Here is a 24,835-nt window from a genome sequence, read left to right as displayed (position 1 = left end):
GTGCCCGGACCGCGACGGTCCGTCACGAGGACGTCAGTTGTGGCCGAAGCGCTTCTGCCGGCCCTTGCCCCGGCCGACCTCGCCGGGCACGACCTGTGTGGTGCGCTGCTCGTCCGGCGTCTCCATCGTGGACGCCTGCGCCGCCCGCTGGGCGCGTTCGGCCTGCGGCTGCTTACGGTCACGGTTCTTGTTCTTGGCCATGGTGATGCCTCCTGTGGGGGACTAGGGGCCAGGGCCGGGACCAGATTCACATAGCCCGATAACAGGCGCATGTTGGACAATTACCGTGTGTGACCGGGGTGATCGGGGAGGAAGTGTGGAAACGCCACGCCGAAGATCGAGTTCGGGCCGTTAACCCCGGCGTGGTCGGGCAGACTCGAAGCAAGCCCGAAGCAAACCTCCCGGAAAGAGGGTGGATCGCGTGGACCGCTGCATCGTCCTGGTGGATGCCGGGTATCTGCTGGGGGCCGCCGCCAGTCTCCTCGCCGGGGAACCGTCGCGGTCCCGCATCACCGTCGATCACGCGGCCCTCATCCAGGGGCTGCGGGAGCGCGCCGAGTCCGACACGCGTCAGCCGCTGCTGCGCATCTACTGGTTCGACGGCGCCCCCGACCGCGTCCCGCAGCCCGAACACCGCAGGCTGCGCGTGATGCCCCGGGTCACCGTCCGGCTCGGCGCGCTGACCCGCAGCGACGGCCGCTGGGCGCAGAAGGGCGTCGACGCCGCGATGCACGCCGAGCTGACCGAGCTGGCCCGCAACCGGGCCTGTTCCGACATCGTCCTGGTCACCGGGGACGGCGACCTGCTGCCCGGCATGATGGCCGCCAAGGAGCACGGCGTCGCCGTGCACCTGTGGGCCGTGCAGGCCGCCGACGGCGACTACAACCAGTCCGAGGACCTGGTCGCCGAGGCCGACGAGCGCCGGGTGCTGGACCGGGCGTGGATCACCCGGGCCGTACGGGCCAAGGAGTACACGGGGGTGTGCGCCCCGCCGCCCGTGCCGCGGCCCGAGATCGCCGCGATCCTCTCCGCCCCGCTGCCGGAGTCCGCGCTCGGCGCGACGGCGGAGCGGACCGTCGAGGAGCCGCGGCACTCGGCTGCCGCCGGGCACAACGGGGCCGCCGAACGGGCGGCCACGGCCAAGGGCGTACCCACCCCCAAGGACCTGGCCGCGCTGCGCGGCCCCGGTCCGCACCCGCCCCAGCAGCCCGCCTCCGCGACTCTGCGCTGGTCCTCCGACAAGGGCTGGGTCGACCGGCCGGCCGCCGAGCCGCCGGACGCGGCCTCCATGCCGACGCTCGCCCAGTTGACCACGGCGGAGCAGCGGTGGGCCGACCGGGAGGAGGACATCACCACCGTCGGTGGGGACCCCTTCGAGGTGGGGCAGGTGTTCGCACGGCGCTGGGTGGAGCGGCTCGGGGACCAGGGGCACATCCAGAAGCTGTCCGGGATGTATCCCCGGATCCCGCACCGTGTCGACGGGGAGCTGTTGCGGTACGCGGCGCGTTTCGGGCTGCTCGCCCACAAGGACGATCAGATCGACGAGCGTGATCGTTACGCCATTCGGGCGGGTTTCTGGCGTGAGCTGGATCTTCGTACCGGTACGGAAAGGGCTCCCGCCGGGGAGTAGGTAGGTGGGGGGCTGCCCCTCGCGCCCCTTGTGGGGGGCTCCGCCCCCGCGCCCCCGCCAGGGGGCTCCCGCCCCCTGGCCCCCGGCCTGTGCCCACCCACCACCCGACCCGGTGGGCTGGAAAGCGGGCCACGGCCCCGAAGCGTGCGGATGTTGTCCCGGCTCGGTGGGTTGGGAGGCGGGCCACGACCTCGGCGTGTGCGGATGTTGTCCTGGGCCGGTGGGCGGTTGGGGTGGGTTTGAGGGGTGGTGGGGTGACCCGAGGGTGGGGCGGGGCTCGAGACCCCGTAGGCTCGTGCCTTGTGAGTACGCGCGCGGCACAGGGATTCCGGCACGGTGGTGATGTCGTGTGTGCGGTGCGCGGGCTGACCAAGACCTATCCGGCGGTGCGCGGCCGGCGCGGGGTCCCCGCGACGCCCGAGGTCCGGGCCACCGACGACGTGGGACTCGACATCCGGCGCGGTGAGATCTTCGGGCTGCTCGGGCCGAACGGCGCCGGCAAGTCCACCCTCGTACGCCAGCTCACCGGGCTGATGCGGCCCGACCGCGGCAGCGTCGAGATCCTCGGCCACGACATCGTGCGCCACCCCGAGCGCGCCGCGCGCATCCTCGCCTACCTCGGCCAGGAGTCCAGCGCCCTCGACGAACTGACCGTGTCCCTCGCCGCCGAGACCACCGGCCGGCTGCGCGGGCTCGACGCACGCCGGGCACGGGCCGAGCGGGACGACGTCCTGGACGAACTGGGGCTCACCCCGATCGCCGGGCGCCCGCTGAGGAAACTCTCCGGCGGCCAGCGCCGGCTGGCCTGCTTCGCCGCCGCGCTGGTGGGGGAGCGGCCCCTGCTCGTCCTGGACGAGCCCACCACCGGCATGGACCCGGTGGCCCGGCGCGCCGTGTGGTCCGCCGTCGACCGGCGCCGCGCCGGGCACGGCACCACCGTCCTGCTGGTCACCCACAACGTGATCGAGGCCGAGACCGTGCTCGACCGGGTCGCCGTGCTCGACCGGGGCCGGGTCATCGCCTGCGACAGCCCGGCCGGGCTCAAGGAGCGGGTCGCCGGCGAGGTCCGGGTCGACCTGGTGTGGCGCGAGGCGGCCCCCCTGCACGTGCCCGAGGTCGCCGCGCTGCGCGACCGGGTCGTCGAGTCGGGCCGCCGCTGGACCCTGCGGCTGGCGCCCGAGGAGGCCCGTACGGTCGTCGCCACCGTCACCGGCGGGGCCGCCTTCGCCGCGCTGGACGACTTCACGCTGGCCACGCCCAGCCTGGAGGACGTCTACCTGGCGCTGGGCGGCGCCGTACGACAGGGACTGGTGAAGGCGTGAGCACACGGGCCGCGTCATCCGTACGGAACAGGGCGACCGCCGCAGTGGATCCGGGCGAACCTCCGAGCGAAGGGGAGCAGCACGACGTGAGTGTCGTACCCGCCGATGTCGTGCCGGGCGGCGCCCTGGCCGTGGAGGAGGCCGCGCCGCAACCGGCCGGACTCGGCCCCCGGGCGCGGCTGTGGCCGTCGCTGGCGGCCGTGTACCGGGCCCAGCTCTCCCGGGCCCGGGTCGCGCGGATACCGCTGCTGTTCGTGGCGACCTTCCAGTCGGTCGGCATCATGATCCTGATGCGCGGGGTCGTGGACGGCGGCGGCGAGGCACAGGCCGTGGTCGCCGGCTCGGCGGTCCTGGTCGTCGCCTTCGTCGCGCTGAACCTGCTCGCCCAGTACTTCGGTCAGCTGCGGGCCAGCGGCGGGCTCGACCACTACGCGACCCTGCCGGTGCCGCCGGCGGCGGTGGTGCTGGGCGCGGCGGGCGCGTACGCCTCGTTCACCGTGCCGGGGACCGTGGTGACCGCCGTCTTCGGGTGTGTGCTGTTCGGGCTGCCGCTGGCGAACCTGTGGGTGCTGGCCGCCGTGATCCCGCTCGCCGGGGCCGCGCTCGCCGGACTCGGCGCGGCGCTCGGCCTGCTCGCGCCCCGCGCGGAGCTGGCCACGCTGCTGGGGCAGCTCGGCATGTCGGCCGCGCTGCTGCTCGGTGTGCTGCCGGCGGAGCGGATGCCGGAGGCGGTGCGGCTCGCCCGGGACCTGCTGCCGTCGACGTACGGCGTCGAGGCCTTCGCACGGACCTTCGGACCGCACCCCGACTGGGCGCGGGTGCTCGGTGACCTCGCCGTGTGCGGAGTCGTCGGTGTCCTCTCGCTGACCGTCGCGACCTGGGCGTACCGCAGGGCGGCCGTCCGGTGACGCGCCGCACAGCCGGGCCTGGCACGATGGCAGGGTGAGCGCACCTCTGACACCACCACCGCCTCCGCACGAGCACGAGCAGGCGGTCGCCGCGTACCCGTACGGGAAGGACGGCGACGCCGCGTATCCACGGCACGGCTGGTGGTACGAACAGGACGGCCCCGGCATGAAGGCGGAGATACGTGAGGCCGCCGTGACCGCGGTGGCGGTGGCGCTCGGCGGGGTGCTGCTCGGTGTGCTGTGGTGGTGGCTGGCGCCACGCGTGCCGTACGTGGGCACCGTGATCGGCGACAACTGGTTCGTCTACCTCAAGGACTCCGAGGGCGAGCAGGTCATCGGGGTGGACGGGATGTTCTCGCTGCTCGCGCTGGGGTTCGGTGCGGTGAGCGCGCTTGCCGTGTTCCTGGTGCGACGGCGCGGGGGTGTGCCGTTGGTGGTGGCGTTGGCGGTCGGTGGGCTGCTGGGGTCGTTGCTGGCCTGGCGGCTGGGGGTGTGGCTCGGTCCCGCGCAGGATGTGATCGCGCAGGCTCGGAGTGCCGGTGAGGGGGTCACGTTCGACGCGCCGTTGAAGCTGAGCGCGAAGGGGGCGTTGTTGGCGTGGCCGTTCGCGGCGCTGGTGTTGCATCTGGGGTTGACGGGGTTGTTCGGGCCGCGGGATCCGGAGCAGTTTCCGCCGGCTGAGCCGTATGTGTCGCCGGGGGCGTAGGTTTCCGGGTGCCCCGCGCGGGTGTGGGCTGTGCCGTACGGGTGCCCCGGCGTCGGGGTGGGCCGGGGGTGGGGTTGCGCGGCCCGGCGCTTGCGGGGTGCCTCCCCCACTCTCGGCTCCGCTCGAGCGGGAGGTACCCCCACCGCCCACCCGTGCCGCTCTGCGGCACGACTGCCCGCGGAGGGCGGTGGTGCGATTCCGCGGTGGGCGGGGGCGGCGGTATGGCTGCCCGAGGGTGCGGGTTACCCGCGGCCGATCGGGGCCAAGGTGGCAGAGGTCAGGGTGGTCAGGTCGGTCGGGGTGAGTTCCACCTCCAGGCCGCGGCGGCCCGCTGAGACGCAGATCGTTCCGTGCCGGGTGGCCGACTCGTCCAGGACCGTGGGGAGTTTCTTGCGCTGGCCCAGGGGGGAGATGCCGCCGCGGACGTAGCCCGTGGTGCGTTCCGCCAGGGTCGGGTCGGCCATCGTGGCCCGCTTGCCGCCCACCGCCGACGCCAGGGCCTTCAGGTCCAGCTGGCCCGCCACCGGCACCACCGCCACCGTCAGCGTGCCGTCGACGTCCGCCACCAGCGTCTTGAAGACCCGGTCAGGCGAGACCCCCATCGCCTCGGCCGCCTCCTCGCCGTAGGACGGGTGGGCCGGGTCGTGCTCGTAGGAGTGCACCGTGAACGGCACCCCGGCCGCGGTGAGCGCCACCGTCGCGGGCGTGCCTCCCGGCTGCTGCTTCTTGGACTTCTTCGCCATCCCCGCCTGTACCCCGGTCGATTTCGTACGTCGGTTTCGTACGTCAGTTGAGACTCGTCGGACCGCGCGTCAGCTCCGCGGCCGGCAGTGACGGCAGATGACGGATGACGGCCGTCTCCGCGCGCAGCAGTTTCAGCTCGTCACGGAGCCGGGACGCGGTGTCCGGCGCCTGGAGCAGCCGCTGCTTCGTCGGCGTGTCCAGCATCATCGCGGCGGCGACCAGGTAGGAGACGACACCCGGTTCGTCCGGCAGTTCCGCGCCGGTCGTCAGCGACCGCTCCCGCGCCCCCGCCAGCCGCTTCTGGTACTGGCGGAAGGACCGCAGCACCCCCTCGGCCAGCGCCCCCGCCTCGTCACCGGGATCCTCGGCCAGCGGCTCCGCCTCGGCCGTCAGATACGGCCCCGAGGCGTCGACGGACAGCAGCCGCACCCGGGTCGTACCGGTCGCCAGCACCTCGAAGGTGCCGTCGGCCCGCTCCCGGACCGTCGCCGCGTCGGCGACACAGGCCACCTTGTGGAAGGCGCGCAGCGGATCGGTGCCGAAGCCCGCCGCCGGACCGCGTGCGGGCACGGCCGTCGGATCGGGCAGGCCGGGCGCGCTCGGCGCCACCTCGTACCCGTCGCGGATCGCCACGACGGCGAACCGGCGCGGCTCGTCCTCCGGGGTCTTCAGCAGCTCGCGCATCATGGCGCGATAGCGCTCCTCGAAGACGTTGAGCGGAAGCACGAGCCCCGGGAACAGCACCGTGTTCAGGGGGAAGAGCGGGAGCCGGACGGTGGTCACGAGCCAAGAGCCTAATGGTCGCCGAAGCGGAGCCGACCGCCCTGTTCACTCCTCGGTCGGTCCAGGGCCGGTGCCGGGGAGCCGGAGCCCGGCTAGGGACAGCCGGACGCCACCGCCGCGCGCACGTTCTGACGGACCTCCAGGAACCGGCCGAGGGGATCGTCCGCCTCCCGGTCCCAGGGGAAGGACGTGGCGTACGGGCCGGTCAGCCGCAGCTGCTCCAGGGCGTCCCGCCGGCGTTCCAGCCGGACCAGGACGTACGTCAGCAGATTGCGCAGCTCGGCCGGCCAGGACTGGCCCGCCGGCAGCCGGGCGGACAGGGCGGCGGCGCGGTCGGCCGCCGCTTCCAGCCGGGCGCGCGGTACTTCGGGACCGCAGCGGTCGGTGAGGTAGCCGAACGCCGCCCGCAGCGGCAGTGCCTGGGTGAGCGAGTCCTCCGGCGCGTCCTGCGCGGCCAGGTCCGCGAAGGTGAAGCACTCGTGGTGCGAGCCGTGCCAGGAGGACGCCAGATAGCGCAGGGCCGCCACATGGCAGCCGTGGTGGTGCGGGGCCCGCCGGACCGCCGCCTCCCACAGCTCCTCGAAGTACGTGTGCCCGGCGCGCGCGCCACGGGCGTGGTCCAGGGCGAGCCGCCAGGGCACCGGGTCGCGGTTGTCCGCCCGGGCGGCGGCCGTGATCAGCGGGCTCACCTCGCGCAGCAGCTCGACGCGGGCCGGTGAGTCCCAGGCGCGGTCCACCGCCCGCTGGGCGTCCACCAGCAGCCCGTCGGGGTCGCGCGGGTCGTGGGCGCGCCAGGTGTCCAGCCACTCGGGGCGCGAACGCGCGAAGGCGGCCAGCCGCCGCACATACCGGTCGCGGTGCTCCCAGGCGCCGCTGCGCCGGGTGACGGCGAGCAGTTCGGCGACGGGCGTGTGGTCACCGCCCGCGGCCCCGACCAGCGCCGGGCCCAGCAGATCGTCGGGTGCGTCGAGCAGCACCTCGTCGTCGGCGGGCAGCACGACGGGGGCGGGAGGCGCGGCGCCCGTCGTCTTTCCTCGCACCCGGGATGTGCGGGTGAACGCGTCCATCAGAGCCATGGTGTCGACCATTGAAAGACCGCAGGTCACAGCGGCGCCAGAGGCGACACGGAAGTCATGGAAGGTTGTACGGGGTTCGGTCAAGGCCCGGCAAAAAGCAGAGCGCTTTTCACCTTGCGCGGGCCTTTCGCGCCCCCGGCCACCGGTGGGACGCCGTCGGTGGATCCGTCGGACGACCGCCAGGCACTCGTCAGGCACCCACCCCGGCGCCACACCGAGGGGAACGCTCCCCTCACCGGACGGTGACGGGGTCCGCCGACAGCGTCACCGGTGGCAGCGGGGCCGCTACGTACGGCGCAGTGTCCGCGTCGCCCCCGCCGCCACCGTCGTCGCCAGGATCCAGCCCAGCAGGATGAACGCGGCCGACAGCCACTGCCAGCCGCCGCGCAGCTGCCAGAAGCCGACCTGGCCGAGGTCGATCACCGGCAGCAGCAGGTCCAGGGCGAACAGGGGCGGGTTCCACGCCGGATGCTCGCCGTTCTTCATCGGCGGAGGATCGGCCCGCGCGAAGGCCAGCGAACCGGCCGCCCACAGCACCGCCATCCACACCGCGGCCCGGCCCGGACGGTACCCGTAGGCGACCGTCCAGTCCTGCGCGTAACCCCACAGCTTGGCCGCCATCGGCAGGCTCTCGCGGCGCCGGCGCTGCTTGGCGAGCAGCACCTCGCGGGCGTCCTCGTCCTCCCCGCCCTCCCGCAGCACGGCGGCCAGCCGCTCGTACGGCTCCGGGTTGTACTCGGCGCTCGCCGCGTCCACCCAGCGCAGCCGCAGCGCCAGCGGGAACGGCCCGCGCGGCACCAGGTTCTCGTAGGTGAAGCCGCCCATGTGCAGCCGGCCGGGGCCGGGCCAGCTGTCCGCCCTGTCCATCAGGTTGACCACCTTCGCCCCCGACAGCACCACCCTGCCGCGCACCGGCCGCTCCCCGAGGAAGCGCAGCTCCGGCGTCTGCACCCGGCGCAGCGACAGCTCCTGCTCGTCGGTGAAGGTGAACCGGGCCCCCTCGAAGTCGACCGCGTCCCCGAACCGCCCGTCGTCGAGACGCACCCCGCCCTGGCACTCGAAGCGCTGGATCCGCGTCCCGCGCGCCGGTGTCATCCCGCTGCGCGCCTGGGCGCCCACCCCCGCCGGGGTCAGATACAGCGAGCGTTCCACGGTCAGCTGCGGCGCGTTCAGCGCGAGCCGGGTGTACGGGTTGGCCAGCCGGGCCCCGCGCAGACTCAGCGACACGCCGATCGTCGCGCTGCGCAGGCTCAGTTCGCCGTGCGACTCCAGCATCTCCGCCTGGAGGTCCTGGCCCACGTTCATCCCGTCGGCCGCTATCGAGCGGCCACTGCGGTCCCGGTGCACGATCGCCTGGTTGAGCAGCAGGTCCGTACCGATCCGCGCGTCGGTGAGCCGTACGCCGCCCGTGAACCGGCAGCGCGGCAGGTGCAGATCGCCCTCGGTGTGCAGCCGGGCCGCCTCCAGGCGCGGTATCGAGCAGTCCACCATCCGCACGGTCGTGAAGCGGGCCTCCGGCAGCAGCACGTCCCGCTCGAAACGGCAGGCCCGCATCTCCAGGTACGGCACCACCGTGCCGCCCGCCAGGTCCAGCGGGCCGCTGATCTGCACCCCGACCAGCTTCAGCGACGAGACCCGGCCGGCCAGGGCGGGCGGCCCGTCCAGCAGCAGCCAGCACACGACGCGCGCCCGGACCGTCCGCTCGGGGCCCCACGGATGTCCTCCGTGCGGATCGTCGACGACCGTGTCCCCGCTGCTCAGGTCGTACACGCTGCCGTTGCGGAAGGCCTGCCACATGCCGGCCTCCGTGGCGGTCAGATTCTCCGGCGGCTCTCCGCCGCCCGGTCCCACCCCGTCGGTCACGGCACTCCCCTCCTTCTCACCTACTCGCCGGTTCGTCCCTTCGTACAACCGTTCATGCCCGGTGGGGTGACGCGTTGAACACGGAAAGTGAAGAGGATCTCGGAAATGTGCGCGTACCGTCACCGGGGGCGTGACGTATCAGCCATTGGAACGGGCGGACGGCCCACCATGCGGGTCTGAGAGAATTGAGCACGTGATCTCCCGAATCGATCTGCGCGGCGACGCCCTCCCCGAGGGCCCCGCCCTGCGCGACCTGCTGCCCCGAGCCGACTTCGACGTCGCGGCCGCCCTGGAAAAGGTGCGGCCCATCTGCGAGGACGTGCATCATCGGGGCGACGCGGCGCTGATCGACTTCGCCGAGCGGTTCGACGGCGTGAAGCTGGATCGGGTACGGGTCCCGGCCGCCGCGATCGAGCGTGCGCTGGAAGAGCTGGACCCGGCCGTGCGCGCGGCCCTGGAGGAGTCCATCCGCCGCACCCGGCTCGTTCACCGCGAGCAGCGCCGCACCACCCACACCACCCAGGTCGTGCCCGGCGGCACGGTCACCGAGAAGTGGGTGCCGGTCGACCGCGTGGGGCTGTACGCGCCGGGCGGCCGGGCCGTCTACCCGTCCTCCGTGATCATGAACGTGGTGCCCGCCCAGGAGGCCGGCGTCCCGTCCCTCGCGCTCGCCTCACCGGCCCAGGCCGACTTCGGCGGCCTGCCGCACCCCACGATCCTCGCCGCCTGCGCCCTGCTCGGCGTCGACGAGGTCTACGCGGCCGGCGGCGCCACCGCCGTCGCGATGTTCGCGTACGGCACCGAGTCCTGCCCGCCCGCGAACATGGTCACCGGCCCCGGGAACATCTGGGTCGCCGCCGCCAAGCGCTACTTCACCGGCATGATCGGCATCGACGCCGAGGCCGGCCCGACCGAGATCGCGATCCTCGCCGACTCCACCGCCGACCCGGTGCACGTCGCCTCCGACCTGATCAGCCAGGCCGAGCACGACCCGCTGGCCGCCGCCGTCCTCGTCACCGACTCCGCGGAGCTCGCGGACGCGGTGGAGAAGGAGCTGGAGCCGCAGGTCGAGGCCAGCAAGCACATCGACGAGCGGATCGTCCCGGCCCTGTCCGGCCGCCAGTCCGCGATCGTCCTGGTCGACGGTCCCGAGGAGGGCCTGCGGGTCGTCGACGCCTACGGCGCCGAGCACCTGGAGATCCAGACCGCCGACGCCGCGGCACTCGCCGACCGGGTGCGCAACGCGGGCGCGATCTTCGTCGGCCCCTGGTCCCCGGTCTCCCTCGGCGACTACGCGGCCGGCTCCAACCACGTGCTGCCCACCGGCGGCTGCGCCTGCCACTCCTCGGGCCTGTCCGTCCAGTCCTTCCTGCGCGGCATCCACATCGTCGACTACACCGAGGACGCGCTGGCCGAGGTCGCGCACCACGTGGTCACGCTGGCGGAGGCGGAGGACCTGCCCGCGCACGGCGCGGCGATCAAGGCGAGGTTCGGGTGGAAGGTGCCTGAGAACAAGTGAGCTTCGGAATCGACGATCTTCCCGTACGGGACGAGCTGCGCGGCAAGTCCCCCTACGGCGCCCCCCAGTTGGACGTCCCCGTACGGCTGAACACCAACGAGAACCCCTACCCGCTGCCCGAGCCGCTGGTCGAGCGGATCACCGAGCGGGTCCGCGAGGCCGCCCGGCACCTCAACCGCTACCCCGACCGGGACGCGGTCGAGCTGCGCACCAGGCTGGCCGAGTACCTGACGAAGACCGCCGGACACCCGGTCGGCGTCGAGAACGTGTGGGCCGCCAACGGCTCCAACGAGGTCATCCAGCAGCTGCTGCAGACCTTCGGCGGGCCGGGTCGTACCGCCATCGGCTTCGAACCGTCGTACTCGATGCACGCCCTCATCGCGCGCGGCACCGGCACCGGCTGGATCTCCGGGCCGCGGGGCGAGGACTTCACCATCGACCTCGCCGCCGCCGGGAAGGCGATCGCCGGGCACCGGCCCGACGTCGTCTTCGTCACCACCCCCAACAACCCCACCGGCAACGCGGTCCCCCCGGAGACGGTCCTCGCGCTGTACGAGGCCGCCCAGGCGGCCAAGCCGTCGATGGTGGTCGTCGACGAGGCGTACATCGAGTTCAGCCACGGCGACTCGCTGCTGCGGCTGCTCGACGGACGCCCCAACCTGGTCGTCTCCCGCACCATGTCGAAGGCGTTCGGTGCGGCGGGCCTGCGCCTCGGCTACCTCGCCGCGCACCCGGCGGTCGTCGACGCCGTCCAGCTGGTCCGGCTGCCGTACCACCTCTCCGCGATCACCCAGGCGACCGCGCTGGCCGCCCTGGAGCACACCGACACACTGCTCGGCTACGTCGAGCAGCTCAAGGCCGAGCGCGACCGGCTGGTCGCCGAACTGCGCGCCCTCGGCTACGAGGTGACCGAGTCCGACGCCAACTTCGTCCAGTTCGGACGGTTCGAGGACTCCCACGCCGTCTGGCGGAAGATCCTCGACCGGGGCGTCCTGGTCCGGGACAACGGAGTGCCGGGATGGCTGCGGGTCACCGCGGGCACCCCGGCCGAGAACGACGCGTTCCTCGACGCGGTACGTGAGATCAAGAAGGAGCAGAGCGCATGAGCCGCGTAGGACGCGTGGAACGCACCACCAAGGAGACCTCCGTCCTCGTCGAGATCGACCTCGACGGCACCGGAAAGACCGAGATCTCCACCGGGGTCGGCTTCTACGACCACATGCTCGACCAGCTCGGCCGGCACGGTCTGTTCGACCTGACCGTGAAGACCGAGGGCGACCTGCACATCGACTCCCACCACACCATCGAGGACACCGCCCTCGCGCTCGGCGCCGCCTTCAAGCAGGCGCTCGGCGACAAGGTGGGCATCTACCGCTTCGGCAACTGCACGGTCCCGCTGGACGAGTCCCTCGCCCAGGTCACCGTCGACCTCTCCGGCCGCCCCTACCTCGTGCACACCGAGCCCGAGAACATGGCGCCGATGATCGGCGAGTACGACGTGACGATGACCCGGCACATCCTGGAGTCCTTCGTCGCCCAGGCCCAGATCGCGCTGCACGTGCACGTGCCCTACGGGCGCAACGCGCACCACATCGTGGAGTGCCAGTTCAAGGCCCTCGCCCGCGCCCTGCGCTACGCCTCCGAGCGCGACCCCCGCGCGGCCGGCATCCTGCCCTCCACGAAGGGCGCGCTGTAAGCCATGAACGGCCTGTCCACCGTCCTGATCGTCGTCGGCCTGTTCTTCGTCGGCGGGATCATCTCCTTCGTCAAGCAGAAGATGCCCATGAGCCTCATCGTGCTGCTCTCCATCGGCGCCGTGATGTGTCTCGGCACGGGGCTTCTGAGGCTGGAGGTGTGAACCTTTGAGCACCACCAAGAAGGTCGTGGTCTTCGACTACGGCTTCGGCAACGTCCGTTCCGCCGAGCGCGCCCTCGCCCGCGCGGGAGCCGACGTCGAGATCACCCGTGACTTCGACGCGGCCATGAACGCCGACGGGCTGCTGGTGCCCGGCGTCGGCGCCTTCGCCGCCTGCATGAAGGGCCTCAAGGAGGCGCGCGGCGACTGGATCGTCGACCGCAGGCTCTCCGGCGGGCGCCCGGTGATGGGCATCTGCGTCGGCATGCAGATCCTCTTCGCGCGGGGCATCGAGCACGGAGTGGAGAGCGAGGGCCTCGACGAGTGGCCCGGCTCCGTCGAGCCGCTCCAGGCCGACATCGTGCCCCACATGGGCTGGAACACCGTGGACGCCCCGGCCGGCTCCGAGCTGTTCGCCGGCCTCGACGCGGACGCCCGCTTCTACTTCGTGCACTCCTACGCCGTCCACGACTGGACCCTCGAGACGACCAACCCGGCGATGCGCGCCCCGCTGGTCACCTGGTCCACCCACGGCAAGCCGTTCGTGGCCGCCGTGGAGAACGGCGCCCTGTGGGCCACCCAGTTCCACCCCGAGAAGTCCGGCGACGCCGGTGCCCAGCTCCTCACCAACTGGATCGGAACCCTGTAGAGACATGGCCAAGCTCGAACTCCTCCCCGCCGTCGACGTCCGCGACGGCCAGGCCGTCCGCCTGGTGCACGGCGAGTCCGGGACGGAAACCTCGTACGGCTCCCCCCTGGAGGCCGCCCTCGCCTGGCAGCGCTCGGGCGCCGAGTGGCTGCACCTGGTCGACCTGGACGCCGCGTTCGGCACCGGCGACAACCGCGCGCTGATCGCCGAGGTCGCCGGGGCGATGGACATCAAGGTGGAGCTGTCCGGCGGCATCCGCGACGACGACACCCTCGCCGCCGCCCTCGCCACCGGCTGCACCCGCGTCAACCTCGGCACCGCCGCCCTGGAGACCCCCGAATGGGTCGCCGGGATCATCGCCGAGCACGGCGACAAGATCGCCGTCGGTCTCGACGTACGCGGCACCACCCTGCGCGGCCGCGGCTGGACCCGCGACGGCGGCGACCTCTACGAGACGCTGGAGCGCCTCGACAAGGAGGGCTGCGCCCGCTACGTCGTCACCGACATCGCCAAGGACGGCACCCTCCAGGGCCCCAACCTGGAGCTGCTGAAGAACGTCTGCGCCGCCACCGACCGCCCCGTGGTCGCCTCCGGGGGCGTCTCCTCCCTGGACGACCTGCGCGCCATCGCCGGCCTCGTGCCGCTCGGTGTCGAGGGCGCCATCGTCGGGAAGGCCCTGTACGCCAAGGCGTTCACCCTGGAAGAGGCCCTGGAGGCTGTGTCCTCATGACGACCGATGCCGTACGGCGCGTACAGGGCACGAACCCCTGGGAGGAGACCCTCGGCTTCGCACGTGCCGTGGCGGCGGGCGACCGCGTCCTGGTGGCGGGCACGACCGCGTTCCGGGGCGATGTGCTGTACGGGGAGGGCGACCCGTACGAGCAGGCCAAGGTGGCCTTCACCAGCGCGCTGGAGGCGATCGGCGAGTTCGGGCTCGGCGTCGAGTCCGTGATCCGCACGCGCCTCCACCTCGCCCACGCGCGGGACGTCGACGCGGCCGGACGCGCCCACAAGGAGCTGTTCGACGCGGTGCGCCCGGTCACCACCCTGCTGGTGGTCGAGGGCTTCGTCGACTCGCGCGTCCTGGTCTCAGTGGAACTCGAAGCATTCAGAGGAGCCGTGACCTCATGACCCTGGCGGTCCGAGTCATCCCCTGCCTGGACGTGGACAACGGCCGGGTCGTCAAGGGCGTCAACTTCCAGAACCTGCGCGACGCGGGCGACCCCGTCGAGATGGCCAAGGTGTACGACGCCGAGGGCGCCGACGAGCTGACGTTCCTGGACATCACCGCCTCGTCGGGCAACCGCGAGACGACCTACGACGTGGTGCGCCGCACCGCCGAGCAGGTGTTCATCCCGCTCACCGTGGGCGGCGGCGTCCGCACCACCGAGGACGTGGACAAGCTGCTCCGCGCGGGCGCCGACAAGGTGGGCGTCAACACGGCGGCCATCGCCCGGCCCGACCTCATCCGCGAGATCGCGGAACGCTTCGGCCGACAGGTGCTCGTCCTCTCGGTCGACGCCCGGCGCACCGACTCCGGCTCCTTCGAGGTCACCACGCACGGCGGCCGTCGCGGCACCGGCATCGACGCCGTCGAGTGGGCGCACCGGGCCGCCGAGCTGGGCGCCGGCGAGATCCTGCTCAACTCCATGGACGCCGACGGCACCAAGGACGGCTACGACCTGGAGATGATCGCCGCCGTCCGGGAGCACGTCACCGTCCCGGTGATCGCCTCCGGGGGCGCCGGCAGGCTCGCCGACTTCCCGCCGGCGGTCGCGGCGGGCGCGGACGCGGTGCTGGCCGCCTCCGTCTTCCACTTCGGCGACCTGCGCATCGGCCAGGTCAAGGAGACGCTGCGGGGAGCCGGTCACCCGGTGCGGTGAGGCTCAGCCGGTCGGCTGGGCCAGCTGAATGAGATTGCCGACCGTGTCGTCCAGGACGGCGGCGATCACCGGACCCTGCTCCTGCGGGTCCTGGACGAAGTGGACACCCTCCCCGCGGAGCCGTTCGAACTCCGCGCGGAGGTCGTCCACGGAGAACACGATCGCGGGCAGCCCCGCCTCGCGCACCGCCCTGCGGTACGGCTCCGCTATGGGCCCCTGGCCCGGCTCCAGCAGCAGCTCCAGGTCCCGCTGGGCGCCGTCCTTCGCGCCCACGGTGACGAACAGCGTGCCGCCGCCCAGATCCATGTGGGTACGGGTCTCGAAACCGAGGACATCGGTGTAGAAGGCGTGCGCCTTCGCCACGTCGTCGACGTACACACTGGTCATGGCCACTTTGATCACGAGCTGCGCCTTTCGTGCGGATCAGATGCCGAGCTGTTTGGTCTCGCGCAGCTTCGTGATCGCGTCCTCGTCGCCGTCCAGCTCGACCTTGGCGGCGCTCTGCCGGCCGTAGGCGAACAGCACCAGCTCGGACGGCTCCCCGGTCACCGTGACCACCGGGGTGCCGCGGTGCGCCACCACCGTCTGGCCGTCCGGGCGGCGCAGCACCAGACCCGTCGGCACCCCGCGGCCCATCAGCCGCGCGGAGCGCTCCAGACGCGACCACAGGGCGTCCTGGAACACCGGGTCGAGCTCGCGCGGCGTCCAGTCGGGCTGGGCGCGGCGCACGTCCTCCGTGTGGACGTAGAACTCGACGATGTTCGACAGCTCGTCGATCTGCTTGAGCGAGAAGGGCGAGAAGCGCGGCGGACCCGTCCGGATGAGCTGGATCAGCTCCTCGTACGGCTTGTCGGTGAACTCCGCCGTCACCCGCTCCAGACGCGCCGCCAGCTGCTTGACCAGCATGCCGCCGGCCGCGTCGGGGCGGCGCTCGCGCACCACCACGTGGGCGGCGAGGTCCCGGGCCGTCCAGCCCTCGCACAGGGTGGGGGCCTCCGGGCCCGTGGTCTCCAGCAGGTCGGCCAGGAGAAGTCGTTCACGCTTGGCATGGGTCGACATGCATGCCAGCCTACGGCCGGGCGGGAAGTCCGCCCAGTGGACGTGTGCGTGGGCGCGACATCCCCGCGCGGCACAATGGTCGGCATGACCAGCAGCACGTCCCGGCCCAGCCGCCTCGACCCGGAGATCGCCGCGCGGCTCAAGCGCAGCCCCGACGGCCTCCTGCCCGCCATCGCCCAGCAGTACGACACCGGAGAGGTGCTGATGCTGGGCTGGATGGACGACGAGGCACTGCACCGCACGCTCACCACCGGCCGCTGCACCTACTGGTCGCGCAGCCGTCAGGAGTACTGGGTCAAGGGCGACACCTCCGGCCACTTCCAGTGGGTCAAGTCGGTCGCCCTGGACTGCGACGCGGACACCGTGCTGGTCAAGGTCGACCAGGTGGGCGCCGCCTGCCACACCGGCGCCCGTACCTGCTTCGACGCCGACGTCCTGCCGGCGGACGCACCCGCCGCGGATCAGTAAGGTCTGCCGCCATGGACCTCGAGACGTTCCGCAAGCTCGCCACCGACCGCCGGGTCATCCCGGTCACCCGCAAGCTCCTCGCCGACGGCGACACCCCGGTCGCGCTCTACCGCAAGCTCGCCGCCGAGCGCCCGGGCACGTTCCTGCTGGAGTCGGCGGAGAACGGCCGCTCCTGGTCCCGCTACTCCTTCGTCGGCGTCCGCAGCGCCGCCACCCTCACCGAGCGCGCCGGACAGGCGCACTGGGAGGGGGCCCCGCCCGTCGGCGTCCCCGTGGACGGCGACCCGCTCGCCGCGCTGCGCACGACCCTCCAGACCCTGCACACCCCGCGCGACCTCGCCCACGACCTGGGCCTGCCGCCCTTCACCGGCGGCATGGTCGGCTACCTCGGCTACGACATCGTGCGCCGCCTGGAGAAGGTCGGCCCCGGCGAGCGGGACGACCTGAGGCTGCCCGAGCTGACCATGCTGCTCACCAGCGACCTCGCCGTCATGGACCACTGGGAGGGCGCCGTCTGGCTGATCGCCAACGCGATCAACCACAACGACCTGGAGACCGGCGTCGACGAGGCGTACGCCGACGCCGTGGCCCGGCTCGACGCCATGGAGGCCGACCTCACCCGCGCGGTGGCCCAGCCGCCCGCCGTGCTGCCGCCCTCCGAGCTGCCCGAGTACACCGCGCGGTGGGGCGGCCCCGACTTCCGGCAGGCCGTGGAGGACATCAAGGAACGCATCCGCGCGGGGGAGGCCTTCCAGGTCGTCCCCTCCCAGCGGTTCGAGACGCCGTGCACGGCGAGCGCCCTCGACGTCTACCGGGTGCTGCGGGCCACCAACCCGTCCCCGTACATGTACCTGTTCCGCTTCGACGGCTTCGACGTGGTCGGCTCGTCCCCCGAGGCGCTGGTGAAGGTCGAGGACGGGCACGCCATGGTCCACCCCATCGCCGGCACCCGGCACCGCGGCGCCACCCCGCAGGAGGACCAGGCCCTCGGTGACGAACTGCTCGCCGACCCCAAGGAGCGCGCGGAGCACCTGATGCTCGTCGACCTCGGGCGCAACGACCTCGGCCGGGTCTGCGAACCCGGCTCCGTCGAGGTCGTCGACTTCATGTCCGTCGAGCGGTACTCGCACGTCATGCACATCGTCTCGACGGTCACCGGCCGGGTCGGCGCCGGCCGTACCGCGTTCGACGTGCTCACCGCCTGCTTCCCGGCCGGCACGCTCTCCGGGGCGCCCAAGCCCCGCGCGCTGCAGATCATCGACGAACTCGAACCGTCCCGGCGCGGGCTGTACGGCGGCTGCGTCGGCTACCTCGACTTCGCGGGCGACTCCGACACCGCGATCGCGATCCGTACCGCCCTGCTGCGGGACGGCACCGCGTACGTGCAGGCCGGAGCGGGGATCGTGGCCGACTCCGACCCGGTCGCGGAGGACACCGAGTGCCGTGACAAGGCGGCGGCGGTGCTGCGCGCGGTGCACACCGCCAACCGGCTGGGAACGGTCTGAGGGGCGTCCGAGGCGAACCCCGGGTGTCGGTTCGCCCGGGGTTCAGGCGATAGTGGAGGGCGTGACTGCTGTACCTACCCCCCGTTCCGAGGCCGCCGGCACCGCCCGCAGTGGCCGTCTCAGCCTCGCCGTCGCCCTGCTGAGCGGCGCCCTGGGCGCGGCCGTGGCCCTGCTCGCCACCCGGCAGCAGTGGTCGGAGGGCACCGCCACGGTGGCCGGCGGCGCGTTCCCGCTGACCGCGCAGGGCAGCGACGTGACGGGCGTGCCCGCCGCCCTGGCCGTCGTGGGGCTGGCGGCGCTGGTCGCGGTGTTCGCCGTGCGCCGGGCCGGGCGCTTCGCCGTCGCGGCGCTCTTGGCGCTGTCCGGGGCGGGCACGGTGGCGGCGGCGCTGTTCGGGGCGTCGGACAGCGGGGCGCTCGACGAGAAGGCGGCGGAGGCGTCGGGCGACACGTCCGCGACCGTGGAGGCCCTGAGCCACACGGCGTGGCCGTACGTGGCCGCCGTGGGCGGTGTCCTGCTGCTGCTGGCCGGCCTGCTCGCCCTGCGCTACGGCCGCCTCTGGCCGGCCATGTCCGGCCGCTACGAACGGGGCGGCGCCCCACGCCCACGCCGCAGGCCCGCCTCCGTCGACCCCGACCGCCCCGAGGACCTCTGGAAGGCCCTGGACAGGGGCGAGGACCCGACGGGCGCCTGACGCGCGGCCGTGCCGCTCCGCGGCACTACTGCCCGCGGTGAGCGGGGGAGGCGCGGTACCCCCGCTCACCCTCGGCGCGTGCGTGCGGGACAATGAGGGCGAGCGTCTGCTCAGACACGTACACAGCAACGAGGAGCAAGCAATGGCGGGCAGCAGCCACGGTCACACCCCGGCCGCCTGGACCGGTGTCATCATCGCCTTCATCGGTTTCTGCGTCGCGGGCGCGTTCATGGTGATGGACCAGCCCGCGGGCTTCTGGGCCGGCATGGGCCTCGTGATCCTCGGCGGCGTCGTCGGCGCCGTCATGCGCTCGATGGGCATGGGCCAGCCGAAGAGCAACCACGCCGTACCGGCCCGCGCCGAGGGCTGAACACTCCGCACAGGGGCGGGCCCGGCACACCGCCGGAACCGCCCCTGAGCCGTGTCCGGGGCACAATGCACAGCGTGAACGCCCCCACCCCCCAAGCGCCCCCCGGCAGAGCGGCCCGACTGGCCGTCCCCGCGGGGCTGCTCGCCGCCGTCGCCGGGGCCTTCGCCTACGTCGGGGCCGTGGACCCCAACGAGCCCGGCCACTACCCCGCCTGCCCGCTGCTGCGCCTCACCGGCCTGTACTGCCCCGGCTGCGGCGGACTGCGCAGCGCGCACGCCGTCGTCCACGGCGACCTCCCGGCCGCCCTCCAGGCCAACGCGCCCGCCGTCCTCGGCTACGCCGTCTGCGCCGTGCTGTGGACCGTCTGGGTGGTCCGCGCGGCGCGCGGCGGTCCGCCGCTGCGGATCGATCCGCCGCCGGTGCTCCTGTGGTCCCTGGCAGCACTGTTCGTGGTGTTCACGGTTGTCCGGAACCTGCCGTTCGGCGGCTGGCTGCATCCTTGATCAACAAGCGAAAGCCCAGGTGGAGAGAGCGGCGTCAACCTGGATGCGAGGCATCCGCCCTGCTGCGGATACCATCGCAGTGACCAGTGAAGACCGACCGTCAGGAAGGGGGCCGCTCGCGTGAGTGTGCTCGACGAGATCATCGACGGAGTCCGTGCCGACCTCGCGGAGCGGCAGGCGCGCGTCAGCCTCGACGAGCTCAAGGAGCGTGCGGCGAAGGCTCCCGCGGCCAAGGACGGCGCGGCCGCCCTGCGCGGCGACGGCGTCAAGGTGATCTGCGAGGTCAAGCGCTCCAGCCCGTCCAAGGGCGCGCTGGCCGCGATCGCCGACCCGGCGGGACTCGCCGCCGACTACGAGGCGGGCGGCGCCGCCGTCATCTCCGTCCTCACCGAACAGCGCCGTTTCGGCGGCTCGCTGGCCGACCTGGAGGCCGTCCGCGCGCGCGTGGACATCCCCGTCCTGCGCAAGGACTTCATCGTCACGTCGTACCAGCTCTGGGAGGCCCGCGCGTACGGCGCCGACCTCGCCCTGCTGATCGTCGCGGCCCTCGACCAGCCGGCCCTGGAGTCGCTGATCGAGCGCGCCGTGTCCATCGGCCTCACCCCGCTCGTCGAGGTGCACGACGAGGACGAGGTCGAGCGCGCGGTCGACGCGGGCGCCAAGGTCATCGGCGTCAACGCGCGCAACCTGAAGACGCTGAAGGTCGACCGCGGCACGTTCGAGCGGGTCGCCCCGGAGATCCCCGCGCACATCGTCAAGGTCGCCGAGTCCGGCGTCCGCGGCCCGCACGACCTCATCGCCTACGCCAACGCCGGCGCCGACGCCGTCCTGGTGGGCGAGTCCCTGGTCACCGGCAAGGACCCCAAGACGGCCGTCTCCGACCTGGTGGCAGCGGGCGAACACCCCGCACTCCGCCACGGCCGCGGCTGATCCACCGGTAGGCTGACCCCGATGACACCCGTACTCCCCCTGGCCCCTCGTGACCCGTACGCCCGCCTCGCGCGCGGCTGTCGGCCCCGGGGCTGCCGCGCGCCCGCGCGTAGGGTGCACGGCCGCCGGGTGCGATACGTCATCGGCGACGAACCCGGGCAGGTCAACGGCATGCGATGGCACCAGCCGACCTAGGGGCGCGGGGCTGTACTGAATATGCGACTCCGTCGCGTGAGCGCGACCAGCCACACACGGCCTGAAGCCGGCCGACACCCCCCGCTCCACGGCGAAACGTGCCCGACACACACTCACCGTGAGGTACACGCATGCCCAGCACCTTCTTCATCCCCGACCCGGAGGGTCTGACCCCGACCGCCGAAGGCTACTTCGGCGCCTTCGGCGGCAAGTTCATCCCGGAGGCCCTCGTCGCCGCGGTCGACGAGGTCGCCGTCGAGTACGACAAGGCCAAGCACGACCCCGAGTTCGCCCGGGAACTCGACGACCTGCTCGTCAACTACACCGGCCGCCCGAGCGCGCTCACCGAGGTCCCCCGTTTCGCGGAGCACGCCGGCGGAGCAAGGATCTTCCTCAAGCGCGAGGACCTGAACCACACCGGCTCGCACAAGATCAACAACGTGCTCGGCCAGGCCCTCCTCACCCGGCGCATGGGCAAGACCCGCGTCATCGCCGAGACCGGCGCGGGACAGCACGGCGTGGCCACCGCCACCGCCTGCGCCCTCTTCGGCCTCGACTGCACGATCTACATGGGCGAGATCGACACGCAGCGCCAGGCCCTCAACGTGGCCCGGATGCGCATGCTCGGCGCCGAGGTCATCGCCGTGAAGTCCGGCAGCCGCACCCTGAAGGACGCCATCAACGAGGCGTTCCGCGACTGGGTCGCCAACGTCGACCGCACGCACTACCTCTTCGGCACCGTCGCGGGACCGCACCCCTTCCCGGCGATGGTGCGCGACTTCCACCGCGTCATCGGCGTCGAGGCCCGCCGCCAGCTCCTGGAGCGCGCCGGACGCCTGCCCGACGCCGCGATCGCCTGTGTCGGCGGCGGCTCCAACGCCATCGGCCTCTTCCACGCCTTCATCCCGGACACCGACGTACGCCTCATCGGCTGCGAGCCCGCCGGACACGGCATCGAGAGCGGCGAGCACGCGGCCACCCTCACCGCGGGCGAGCCCGGCATCCTGCACGGCTCCCGGTCGTACGTCCTCCAGGACGAAGAGGGCCAGATCACCGAGCCGTACTCGATCTCGGCCGGCCTGGACTACCCGGGCATCGGCCCGGAGCACTCCTACCTCAAGGACAGCGGCCGCGGCGAGTACCGCGCGGTGACCGACGACGCCGCCATGCAGGCCCTGCGCCTGCTGTCGCGCACCGAGGGCATCATCCCGGCCATCGAGAGCGCCCACGCCCTCGCCGGCGCCCTGGAGGTCGGCGAGGAACTGGGCAAGGACGCGCTGATCGTCGTCAACCTGTCCGGGCGCGGCGACAAGGACATGGACACCGCCGCCCGCTACTTCGGGCTGTACGACACCGACGCCGAGGTCGCCGCCGAGGAGGCCGGCACCGCCGAGATCGAGGGGGACGCCAAGTGAGCGGGAACGTGCGGCTGCTGAACGACACCCTCGCCGCGGCGAAGGCCGAGGGCCGCTCCGCCCTCATCGCCTACCTCCCGGCCGGGTTCCCGACCGTGGACGGCGGCATCGAGGCCGTCAAGGCCGCCCTGGACGGCGGCGCCGACGTCGTGGAGGTGGGTCTGCCGCACAGCGACCCGGTCCTCGACGGCCCGGTCATCCAGACCGCCGACGACATCGCCCTGCGCGGCGGCGTGAAGATCGCCGACGTGATGCGCACGGTCCGCGAGGCCCACGCGGCCACCGGCAAGCCGATCCTCGTCATGACGTACTGGAACCCCATCGACCGCTACGGCGTCGAGCGGTTCACCGCCGAGCTGGCCGAGGCGGGCGGCGCCGGGTGCATCCTGCCCGACCTGCCCGTCCAGGAGTCGGCGCTGTGGCGGGAGCACGCGGAGAAGCACGGGCTCGCCACGGTCTTCGTGGTCGCGCCCAGCAGCAAGGACGAGCGGCTCGCCGAGATCACCGCGGTCGGCAGCGGCTTCGTCTACGCCGCCTCCCTGATGGGTGTCACCGGCACCCGTGAGTCGGTCGGCGCGCAGGCCGAGGACCTGGTGCGGCGCACCCGCGCCACCACCGGCATCCCGGTCTGTGTCGGACTCGGCGTCTCCAACCCCGCCCAGGCCGCCGAGGTCGCCCGCTTCGCCGACGGCGTGATCGTCGGCTCGGCCTTCGTCAAGCGGATGCTGGACGCCCCCGACGCCGCCGCCGGCGTCGAGGCCGTCCGGGCGCTCGCCGGTGACCTGGCCAAGGGCGTACGCCGGCAGGCGTGACCGGCCGGGATATCCGCAGGTAGTCGTACGGGTCCCTCGTACGGGTGGTCCTGGGACCGGGGAGGCGCTGTGCGCCTCCCCGGTTCGTTCTGCGGGTGTGAGCGAGAAGAACCGTGAGGGAAAGCGCACCGCCCGGGAGCGGATGGCGGACGAGCGCGAGAAGCAGAAGAAGGCGGAGAAGCGACGCCGTGCCCTGATCGTGGGCGCGAGCGTGCTCTGTGTCCTGGGGCTCGCGGCGGTGATCGGTGTCATCGCCGCCAATTCGGGCGGGGACGACGAGAGCGAGGCGTCCGGCCCCGTCGTGGCGCCCTCCGGGGCCCTGGGCAAGGACGGCCTCGCCATCCCGGTCGGCAAGGAGAGCGCCAAGGCCACCCTCACCGTGTGGGAGGACTTCCGCTGCCCGGCCTGCAAGGTCTTCGAGCAGAACTACCGCCCCACCATCCACGAGCTGACCGAATCCGGTCAGCTGAAGGTGGAGTACCACCTGGTCACACTGATCGACAACGGCCTGGGCGGCACCGGCTCCCGCAACGCGGCCAACGCCGCCGCCTGCGCCCAGGACGCCGGGAAGTTCGCCGCGTACCACGACGTGCTGTTCGAGAACCAGCCGCCGGAGAGCGACGACGCCTTCGCCGACAACGGCAAGCTGATCGAGCTGGCCGGCAAGGTCGACGGACTCGACACCCCCGCCTTCCGCTCCTGCGTCGAGGACGGCACGCACAACAGCTGGGTCGCCAAGTCCCACGAGGCGTTCCGGAAGGGCGGCTTCAGCGGCACGCCGACGGTGCTGTACGAGGGCGAGAACATCCACCAGGACCGCTCGATGACCCCCGAGAAGTTCAAGCAGATGGTGGAGGAGGCCAACAAGGGACAGTGACGCCCCGGACCGATCGTCCGACGGTCCTGTTATGGAGCCGTAGCCGGGCTGCCTGCCGTGCGGCCGGTCCGGCACGGTAGCGTCGACCCTGCCATGGAACTTGCCTACATTCCCAGCCCGTCGAGCGGGGTGCTGTACCTCGGCCCCGTTCCGCTGCGCGGCTACGCGTTCTGCATCATCATCGGCGTCTTCGTTGCCGTCTGGCTCGGCAACAAGCGCTGGATCGCCCGGGGCGGGCGGGCCGGCACGGTGGCCGACATCGCTGTCTGGGCCGTGCCCTTCGGCCTGATCGGCGGCCGGCTCTACCACGTGATCACGGACTACCAGCTGTATTTCAGCGAGGGCCGTGACTGGGTGGACGCCTTCAAGATCTGGGAGGGCGGCCTCGGCATCTGGGGCGCGATCGCCTTCGGCGCGCTGGGCGCGTGGATCGGCTGCCGGCGCCGTGGCATCCCGCTGCCCGCCTACGCCGACGCCATCGCGCCGGGCATCGCCTTCGCCCAGGCGATCGGACGCTGGGGCAACTGGTTCAACCAGGAGCTGTACGGGCGGGAAACGGATCTGCCGTGGGCGGTGGAGATCACGTCCTCCTCCGACGGCCGGGTCGCGGGGACGTACCACCCGACGTTCCTGTACGAGTCGCTGTGGTGCGTCGGGGTGGCGCTGCTGGTGATCTGGGCGGACCGGCGGTTCAAGCTCGGGCACGGGCGGGCGTTCGCGCTGTATGTCGCGGCGTACTGCGCGGGGCGGTTCTGGATCGAGTACATGCGGGTCGACGAGGCGCATCACATTCTCGGGCTGCGGCTGAACAACTGGACGGCGGTCCTGGTGTTCCTGCTGGCGGTGCTGTACATCGTGCTGTCGGTGCGGAAGCGGCCGGGGCGGGAGGATGTGGTGGAGCCGGGAGTCTCCGACGGTGAGGCTGCCTCCGGCGGTGAGGCTGCCTCCGATGGCGAGACCGAGGCCGAGGCCGTGGAAAAGGGCAAGGAGGATTCTCCTTCCGAGGAGGAGGAGTCCTCTGAGGCCGAGGACTCCAAGGATGGGGCCGGGTCGGCGAAGAAGAGCTGAC

At 72.5% G+C, this 24,835-nt stretch carries 29 protein-coding genes and 1 pseudogene; 23 read left to right on the top strand and 7 right to left on the bottom strand.

What is annotated here, in order from left to right; genetic code table 11:
* Positions 1 to 33: 33 nt before the first annotated feature.
* Positions 34 to 201: a hypothetical protein gene (locus ACFV5H_RS24490; protein WP_385054838.1), complete on the bottom strand. Its 168-nt coding sequence runs from the start codon at positions 199 to 201 to the stop codon at positions 34 to 36.
* A gap of 220 nt (positions 202 to 421) precedes the next feature.
* On the opposite strand from ACFV5H_RS24490, the gene ACFV5H_RS24485 reads away from it, so the two are divergent.
* The 4 genes from ACFV5H_RS24485 to ACFV5H_RS24470 all read left to right on the top strand — a co-directional run bounded on the left by ACFV5H_RS24485 (position 422) and on the right by ACFV5H_RS24470 (position 4,566).
* A complete protein-coding gene (locus tag ACFV5H_RS24485; RefSeq protein ID WP_385197285.1) occupies positions 422 to 1,630 on the top strand; it encodes an NYN domain-containing protein in 1,209 nt (402 codons plus the stop codon).
* 347 nt (positions 1,631 to 1,977) lie between these two features.
* On the top strand, positions 1,978 to 2,952 hold the full coding sequence (locus tag ACFV5H_RS24480) for an ABC transporter ATP-binding protein (protein WP_352380352.1): 975 nt from the start codon (positions 1,978 to 1,980) through the stop codon (positions 2,950 to 2,952).
* An 86-nt stretch (positions 2,953 to 3,038) separates the two neighbouring features.
* A complete protein-coding gene (locus tag ACFV5H_RS24475) occupies positions 3,039 to 3,860 on the top strand; it encodes an ABC transporter permease (RefSeq protein ID WP_385197284.1) in 822 nt (273 codons plus the stop codon).
* A gap of 34 nt (positions 3,861 to 3,894) precedes the next feature.
* Entirely contained in the window at positions 3,895 to 4,566 is a 672-nt protein-coding gene (locus ACFV5H_RS24470; RefSeq protein WP_385054846.1) for an AAA family ATPase, read from the top strand.
* A gap of 242 nt (positions 4,567 to 4,808) precedes the next feature.
* Here ACFV5H_RS24470 and ybaK read toward each other — a convergent pair whose 3' ends face one another.
* The 4 genes and pseudogenes from ybaK to ACFV5H_RS24450 form a co-directional block, all read right to left on the bottom strand.
* Positions 4,809 to 5,309 carry a Cys-tRNA(Pro) deacylase gene (gene ybaK, locus ACFV5H_RS24465; protein WP_385054849.1) on the bottom strand — a complete coding sequence of 167 codons (501 nt, stop codon included), beginning with the start codon at positions 5,307 to 5,309 and terminating at the stop codon, positions 4,809 to 4,811.
* A gap of 43 nt (positions 5,310 to 5,352) precedes the next feature.
* Complete coding sequence (locus ACFV5H_RS24460) at positions 5,353 to 6,093, bottom strand: LON peptidase substrate-binding domain-containing protein (protein ID WP_385054852.1); 741 nt, start codon at positions 6,091 to 6,093, stop codon at positions 5,353 to 5,355.
* Positions 6,094 to 6,104: 11 nt separating this feature from the next.
* Positions 6,105 to 7,181: pseudogene (locus ACFV5H_RS24455) on the bottom strand (hypothetical protein).
* Between the two features lie 273 nt (positions 7,182 to 7,454).
* Positions 7,455 to 9,032 (bottom strand): oxidoreductase, encoded by a 1,578-nt coding sequence (locus tag ACFV5H_RS24450; protein ID WP_385054855.1) that lies wholly within the window; start codon positions 9,030 to 9,032, stop codon positions 7,455 to 7,457.
* A 193-nt stretch (positions 9,033 to 9,225) separates the two neighbouring features.
* Here ACFV5H_RS24450 and hisD point away from each other — a divergent pair, with 193 nt between their 5' ends.
* Genes hisD through hisF form a run of 8 tightly spaced genes read left to right on the top strand, consistent with a single transcriptional unit; the run spans position 9,226 to position 14,938 of the window.
* Complete coding sequence (gene hisD, locus ACFV5H_RS24445; protein WP_385054858.1) at positions 9,226 to 10,551, top strand: histidinol dehydrogenase; 1,326 nt, start codon at positions 9,226 to 9,228, stop codon at positions 10,549 to 10,551.
* Positions 10,548 to 11,657, top strand: a complete 1,110-nt coding sequence (locus ACFV5H_RS24440) for a histidinol-phosphate transaminase (protein WP_385054860.1) — start codon at positions 10,548 to 10,550, stop codon at positions 11,655 to 11,657. Before hisD ends, ACFV5H_RS24440 begins: the two co-directional genes overlap by 4 nt.
* Positions 11,654 to 12,247, top strand: coding sequence for an imidazoleglycerol-phosphate dehydratase HisB (gene hisB, locus ACFV5H_RS24435; protein WP_024882525.1), 594 nt, complete (start codon positions 11,654 to 11,656; stop codon positions 12,245 to 12,247). Before ACFV5H_RS24440 ends, hisB begins: the two co-directional genes overlap by 4 nt.
* 3 nt (positions 12,248 to 12,250) lie before the next feature.
* Complete coding sequence (locus ACFV5H_RS24430) at positions 12,251 to 12,409, top strand: hypothetical protein (RefSeq protein WP_385054863.1); 159 nt, start codon at positions 12,251 to 12,253, stop codon at positions 12,407 to 12,409.
* Between the two features lie 4 nt (positions 12,410 to 12,413).
* A complete protein-coding gene (hisH, locus tag ACFV5H_RS24425; RefSeq protein WP_385054866.1) occupies positions 12,414 to 13,055 on the top strand; it encodes an imidazole glycerol phosphate synthase subunit HisH in 642 nt (213 codons plus the stop codon).
* A 4-nt stretch (positions 13,056 to 13,059) separates the two neighbouring features.
* Positions 13,060 to 13,785: a bifunctional 1-(5-phosphoribosyl)-5-((5-phosphoribosylamino)methylideneamino)imidazole-4-carboxamide isomerase/phosphoribosylanthranilate isomerase PriA gene (priA, locus tag ACFV5H_RS24420; RefSeq protein ID WP_385054869.1), complete on the top strand. Its 726-nt coding sequence runs from the start codon at positions 13,060 to 13,062 to the stop codon at positions 13,783 to 13,785.
* The gene (locus ACFV5H_RS24415; RefSeq protein ID WP_385054871.1) at positions 13,782 to 14,186 is read left to right on the top strand and encodes a Rid family hydrolase; all 405 of its coding nucleotides are present in this window, start codon (positions 13,782 to 13,784) and stop codon (positions 14,184 to 14,186) included. The genes priA and ACFV5H_RS24415 overlap by 4 nt, the downstream gene beginning before the upstream one ends.
* Complete coding sequence (gene hisF, locus ACFV5H_RS24410; protein ID WP_385054874.1) at positions 14,183 to 14,938, top strand: imidazole glycerol phosphate synthase subunit HisF; 756 nt, start codon at positions 14,183 to 14,185, stop codon at positions 14,936 to 14,938. Before ACFV5H_RS24415 ends, hisF begins: the two co-directional genes overlap by 4 nt.
* A gap of 3 nt (positions 14,939 to 14,941) precedes the next feature.
* On the opposite strand, the gene ACFV5H_RS24405 is transcribed toward hisF, so the two are convergent.
* Positions 14,942 to 15,340 carry a VOC family protein gene (locus ACFV5H_RS24405; protein WP_385054876.1) on the bottom strand — a complete coding sequence of 133 codons (399 nt, stop codon included), beginning with the start codon at positions 15,338 to 15,340 and terminating at the stop codon, positions 14,942 to 14,944.
* A gap of 21 nt (positions 15,341 to 15,361) precedes the next feature.
* Positions 15,362 to 15,997 (bottom strand): TIGR03085 family metal-binding protein, encoded by a 636-nt coding sequence (locus ACFV5H_RS24400; RefSeq protein WP_385054879.1) that lies wholly within the window; start codon positions 15,995 to 15,997, stop codon positions 15,362 to 15,364.
* Between the two features lie 75 nt (positions 15,998 to 16,072).
* Here ACFV5H_RS24400 and hisI point away from each other — a divergent pair, with 75 nt between their 5' ends.
* From hisI to lgt, 11 genes are all read left to right on the top strand, one after another.
* Positions 16,073 to 16,465 carry a phosphoribosyl-AMP cyclohydrolase gene (hisI, locus tag ACFV5H_RS24395; protein ID WP_385054910.1) on the top strand — a complete coding sequence of 131 codons (393 nt, stop codon included), beginning with the start codon at positions 16,073 to 16,075 and terminating at the stop codon, positions 16,463 to 16,465.
* Positions 16,466 to 16,476: 11 nt separating this feature from the next.
* Positions 16,477 to 17,970: an anthranilate synthase component I gene (locus ACFV5H_RS24390; protein WP_385197283.1), complete on the top strand. Its 1,494-nt coding sequence runs from the start codon at positions 16,477 to 16,479 to the stop codon at positions 17,968 to 17,970.
* A gap of 52 nt (positions 17,971 to 18,022) precedes the next feature.
* Positions 18,023 to 18,664, top strand: a complete 642-nt coding sequence (locus ACFV5H_RS24385) for a TIGR02234 family membrane protein (protein ID WP_385054885.1) — start codon at positions 18,023 to 18,025, stop codon at positions 18,662 to 18,664.
* A 142-nt stretch (positions 18,665 to 18,806) separates the two neighbouring features.
* Positions 18,807 to 19,034, top strand: a complete 228-nt coding sequence (locus ACFV5H_RS24380; RefSeq protein ID WP_385054887.1) for an HGxxPAAW family protein — start codon at positions 18,807 to 18,809, stop codon at positions 19,032 to 19,034.
* A 65-nt stretch (positions 19,035 to 19,099) separates the two neighbouring features.
* Entirely contained in the window at positions 19,100 to 19,537 is a 438-nt protein-coding gene (locus ACFV5H_RS24375) for a DUF2752 domain-containing protein (protein ID WP_385197281.1), read from the top strand.
* 120 nt (positions 19,538 to 19,657) lie between these two features.
* The gene (gene trpC, locus ACFV5H_RS24370; protein WP_385054893.1) at positions 19,658 to 20,467 is read left to right on the top strand and encodes an indole-3-glycerol phosphate synthase TrpC; all 810 of its coding nucleotides are present in this window, start codon (positions 19,658 to 19,660) and stop codon (positions 20,465 to 20,467) included.
* Positions 20,468 to 20,488: 21 nt separating this feature from the next.
* Complete coding sequence (trpM, locus tag ACFV5H_RS24365; protein WP_385054896.1) at positions 20,489 to 20,662, top strand: tryptophan biosynthesis modulator TrpM; 174 nt, start codon at positions 20,489 to 20,491, stop codon at positions 20,660 to 20,662.
* 131 nt (positions 20,663 to 20,793) lie between these two features.
* Positions 20,794 to 22,077 carry a tryptophan synthase subunit beta gene (gene trpB, locus ACFV5H_RS24360; protein ID WP_385197280.1) on the top strand — a complete coding sequence of 428 codons (1,284 nt, stop codon included), beginning with the start codon at positions 20,794 to 20,796 and terminating at the stop codon, positions 22,075 to 22,077.
* The gene (gene trpA / locus ACFV5H_RS24355) at positions 22,074 to 22,889 is read left to right on the top strand and encodes a tryptophan synthase subunit alpha (RefSeq protein WP_085573144.1); all 816 of its coding nucleotides are present in this window, start codon (positions 22,074 to 22,076) and stop codon (positions 22,887 to 22,889) included. The genes trpB and trpA overlap by 4 nt, the downstream gene beginning before the upstream one ends.
* A gap of 97 nt (positions 22,890 to 22,986) precedes the next feature.
* On the top strand, positions 22,987 to 23,766 hold the full coding sequence (locus ACFV5H_RS24350; protein WP_385054902.1) for a thioredoxin domain-containing protein: 780 nt from the start codon (positions 22,987 to 22,989) through the stop codon (positions 23,764 to 23,766).
* Positions 23,767 to 23,859: 93 nt separating this feature from the next.
* Positions 23,860 to 24,834, top strand: coding sequence for a prolipoprotein diacylglyceryl transferase (gene lgt / locus ACFV5H_RS24345; protein ID WP_385054905.1), 975 nt, complete (start codon positions 23,860 to 23,862; stop codon positions 24,832 to 24,834).
* Position 24,835 lies beyond the last annotated feature (1 nt).

It is taken from the genome of Streptomyces sp. NPDC059787 (assembly GCF_042732315.1).
Lineage (GTDB): Bacteria > Actinomycetota > Actinomycetes > Streptomycetales > Streptomycetaceae > Streptomyces > Streptomyces atrovirens.
This window is presented reverse-complemented; position numbering and strand designations above follow the sequence as displayed.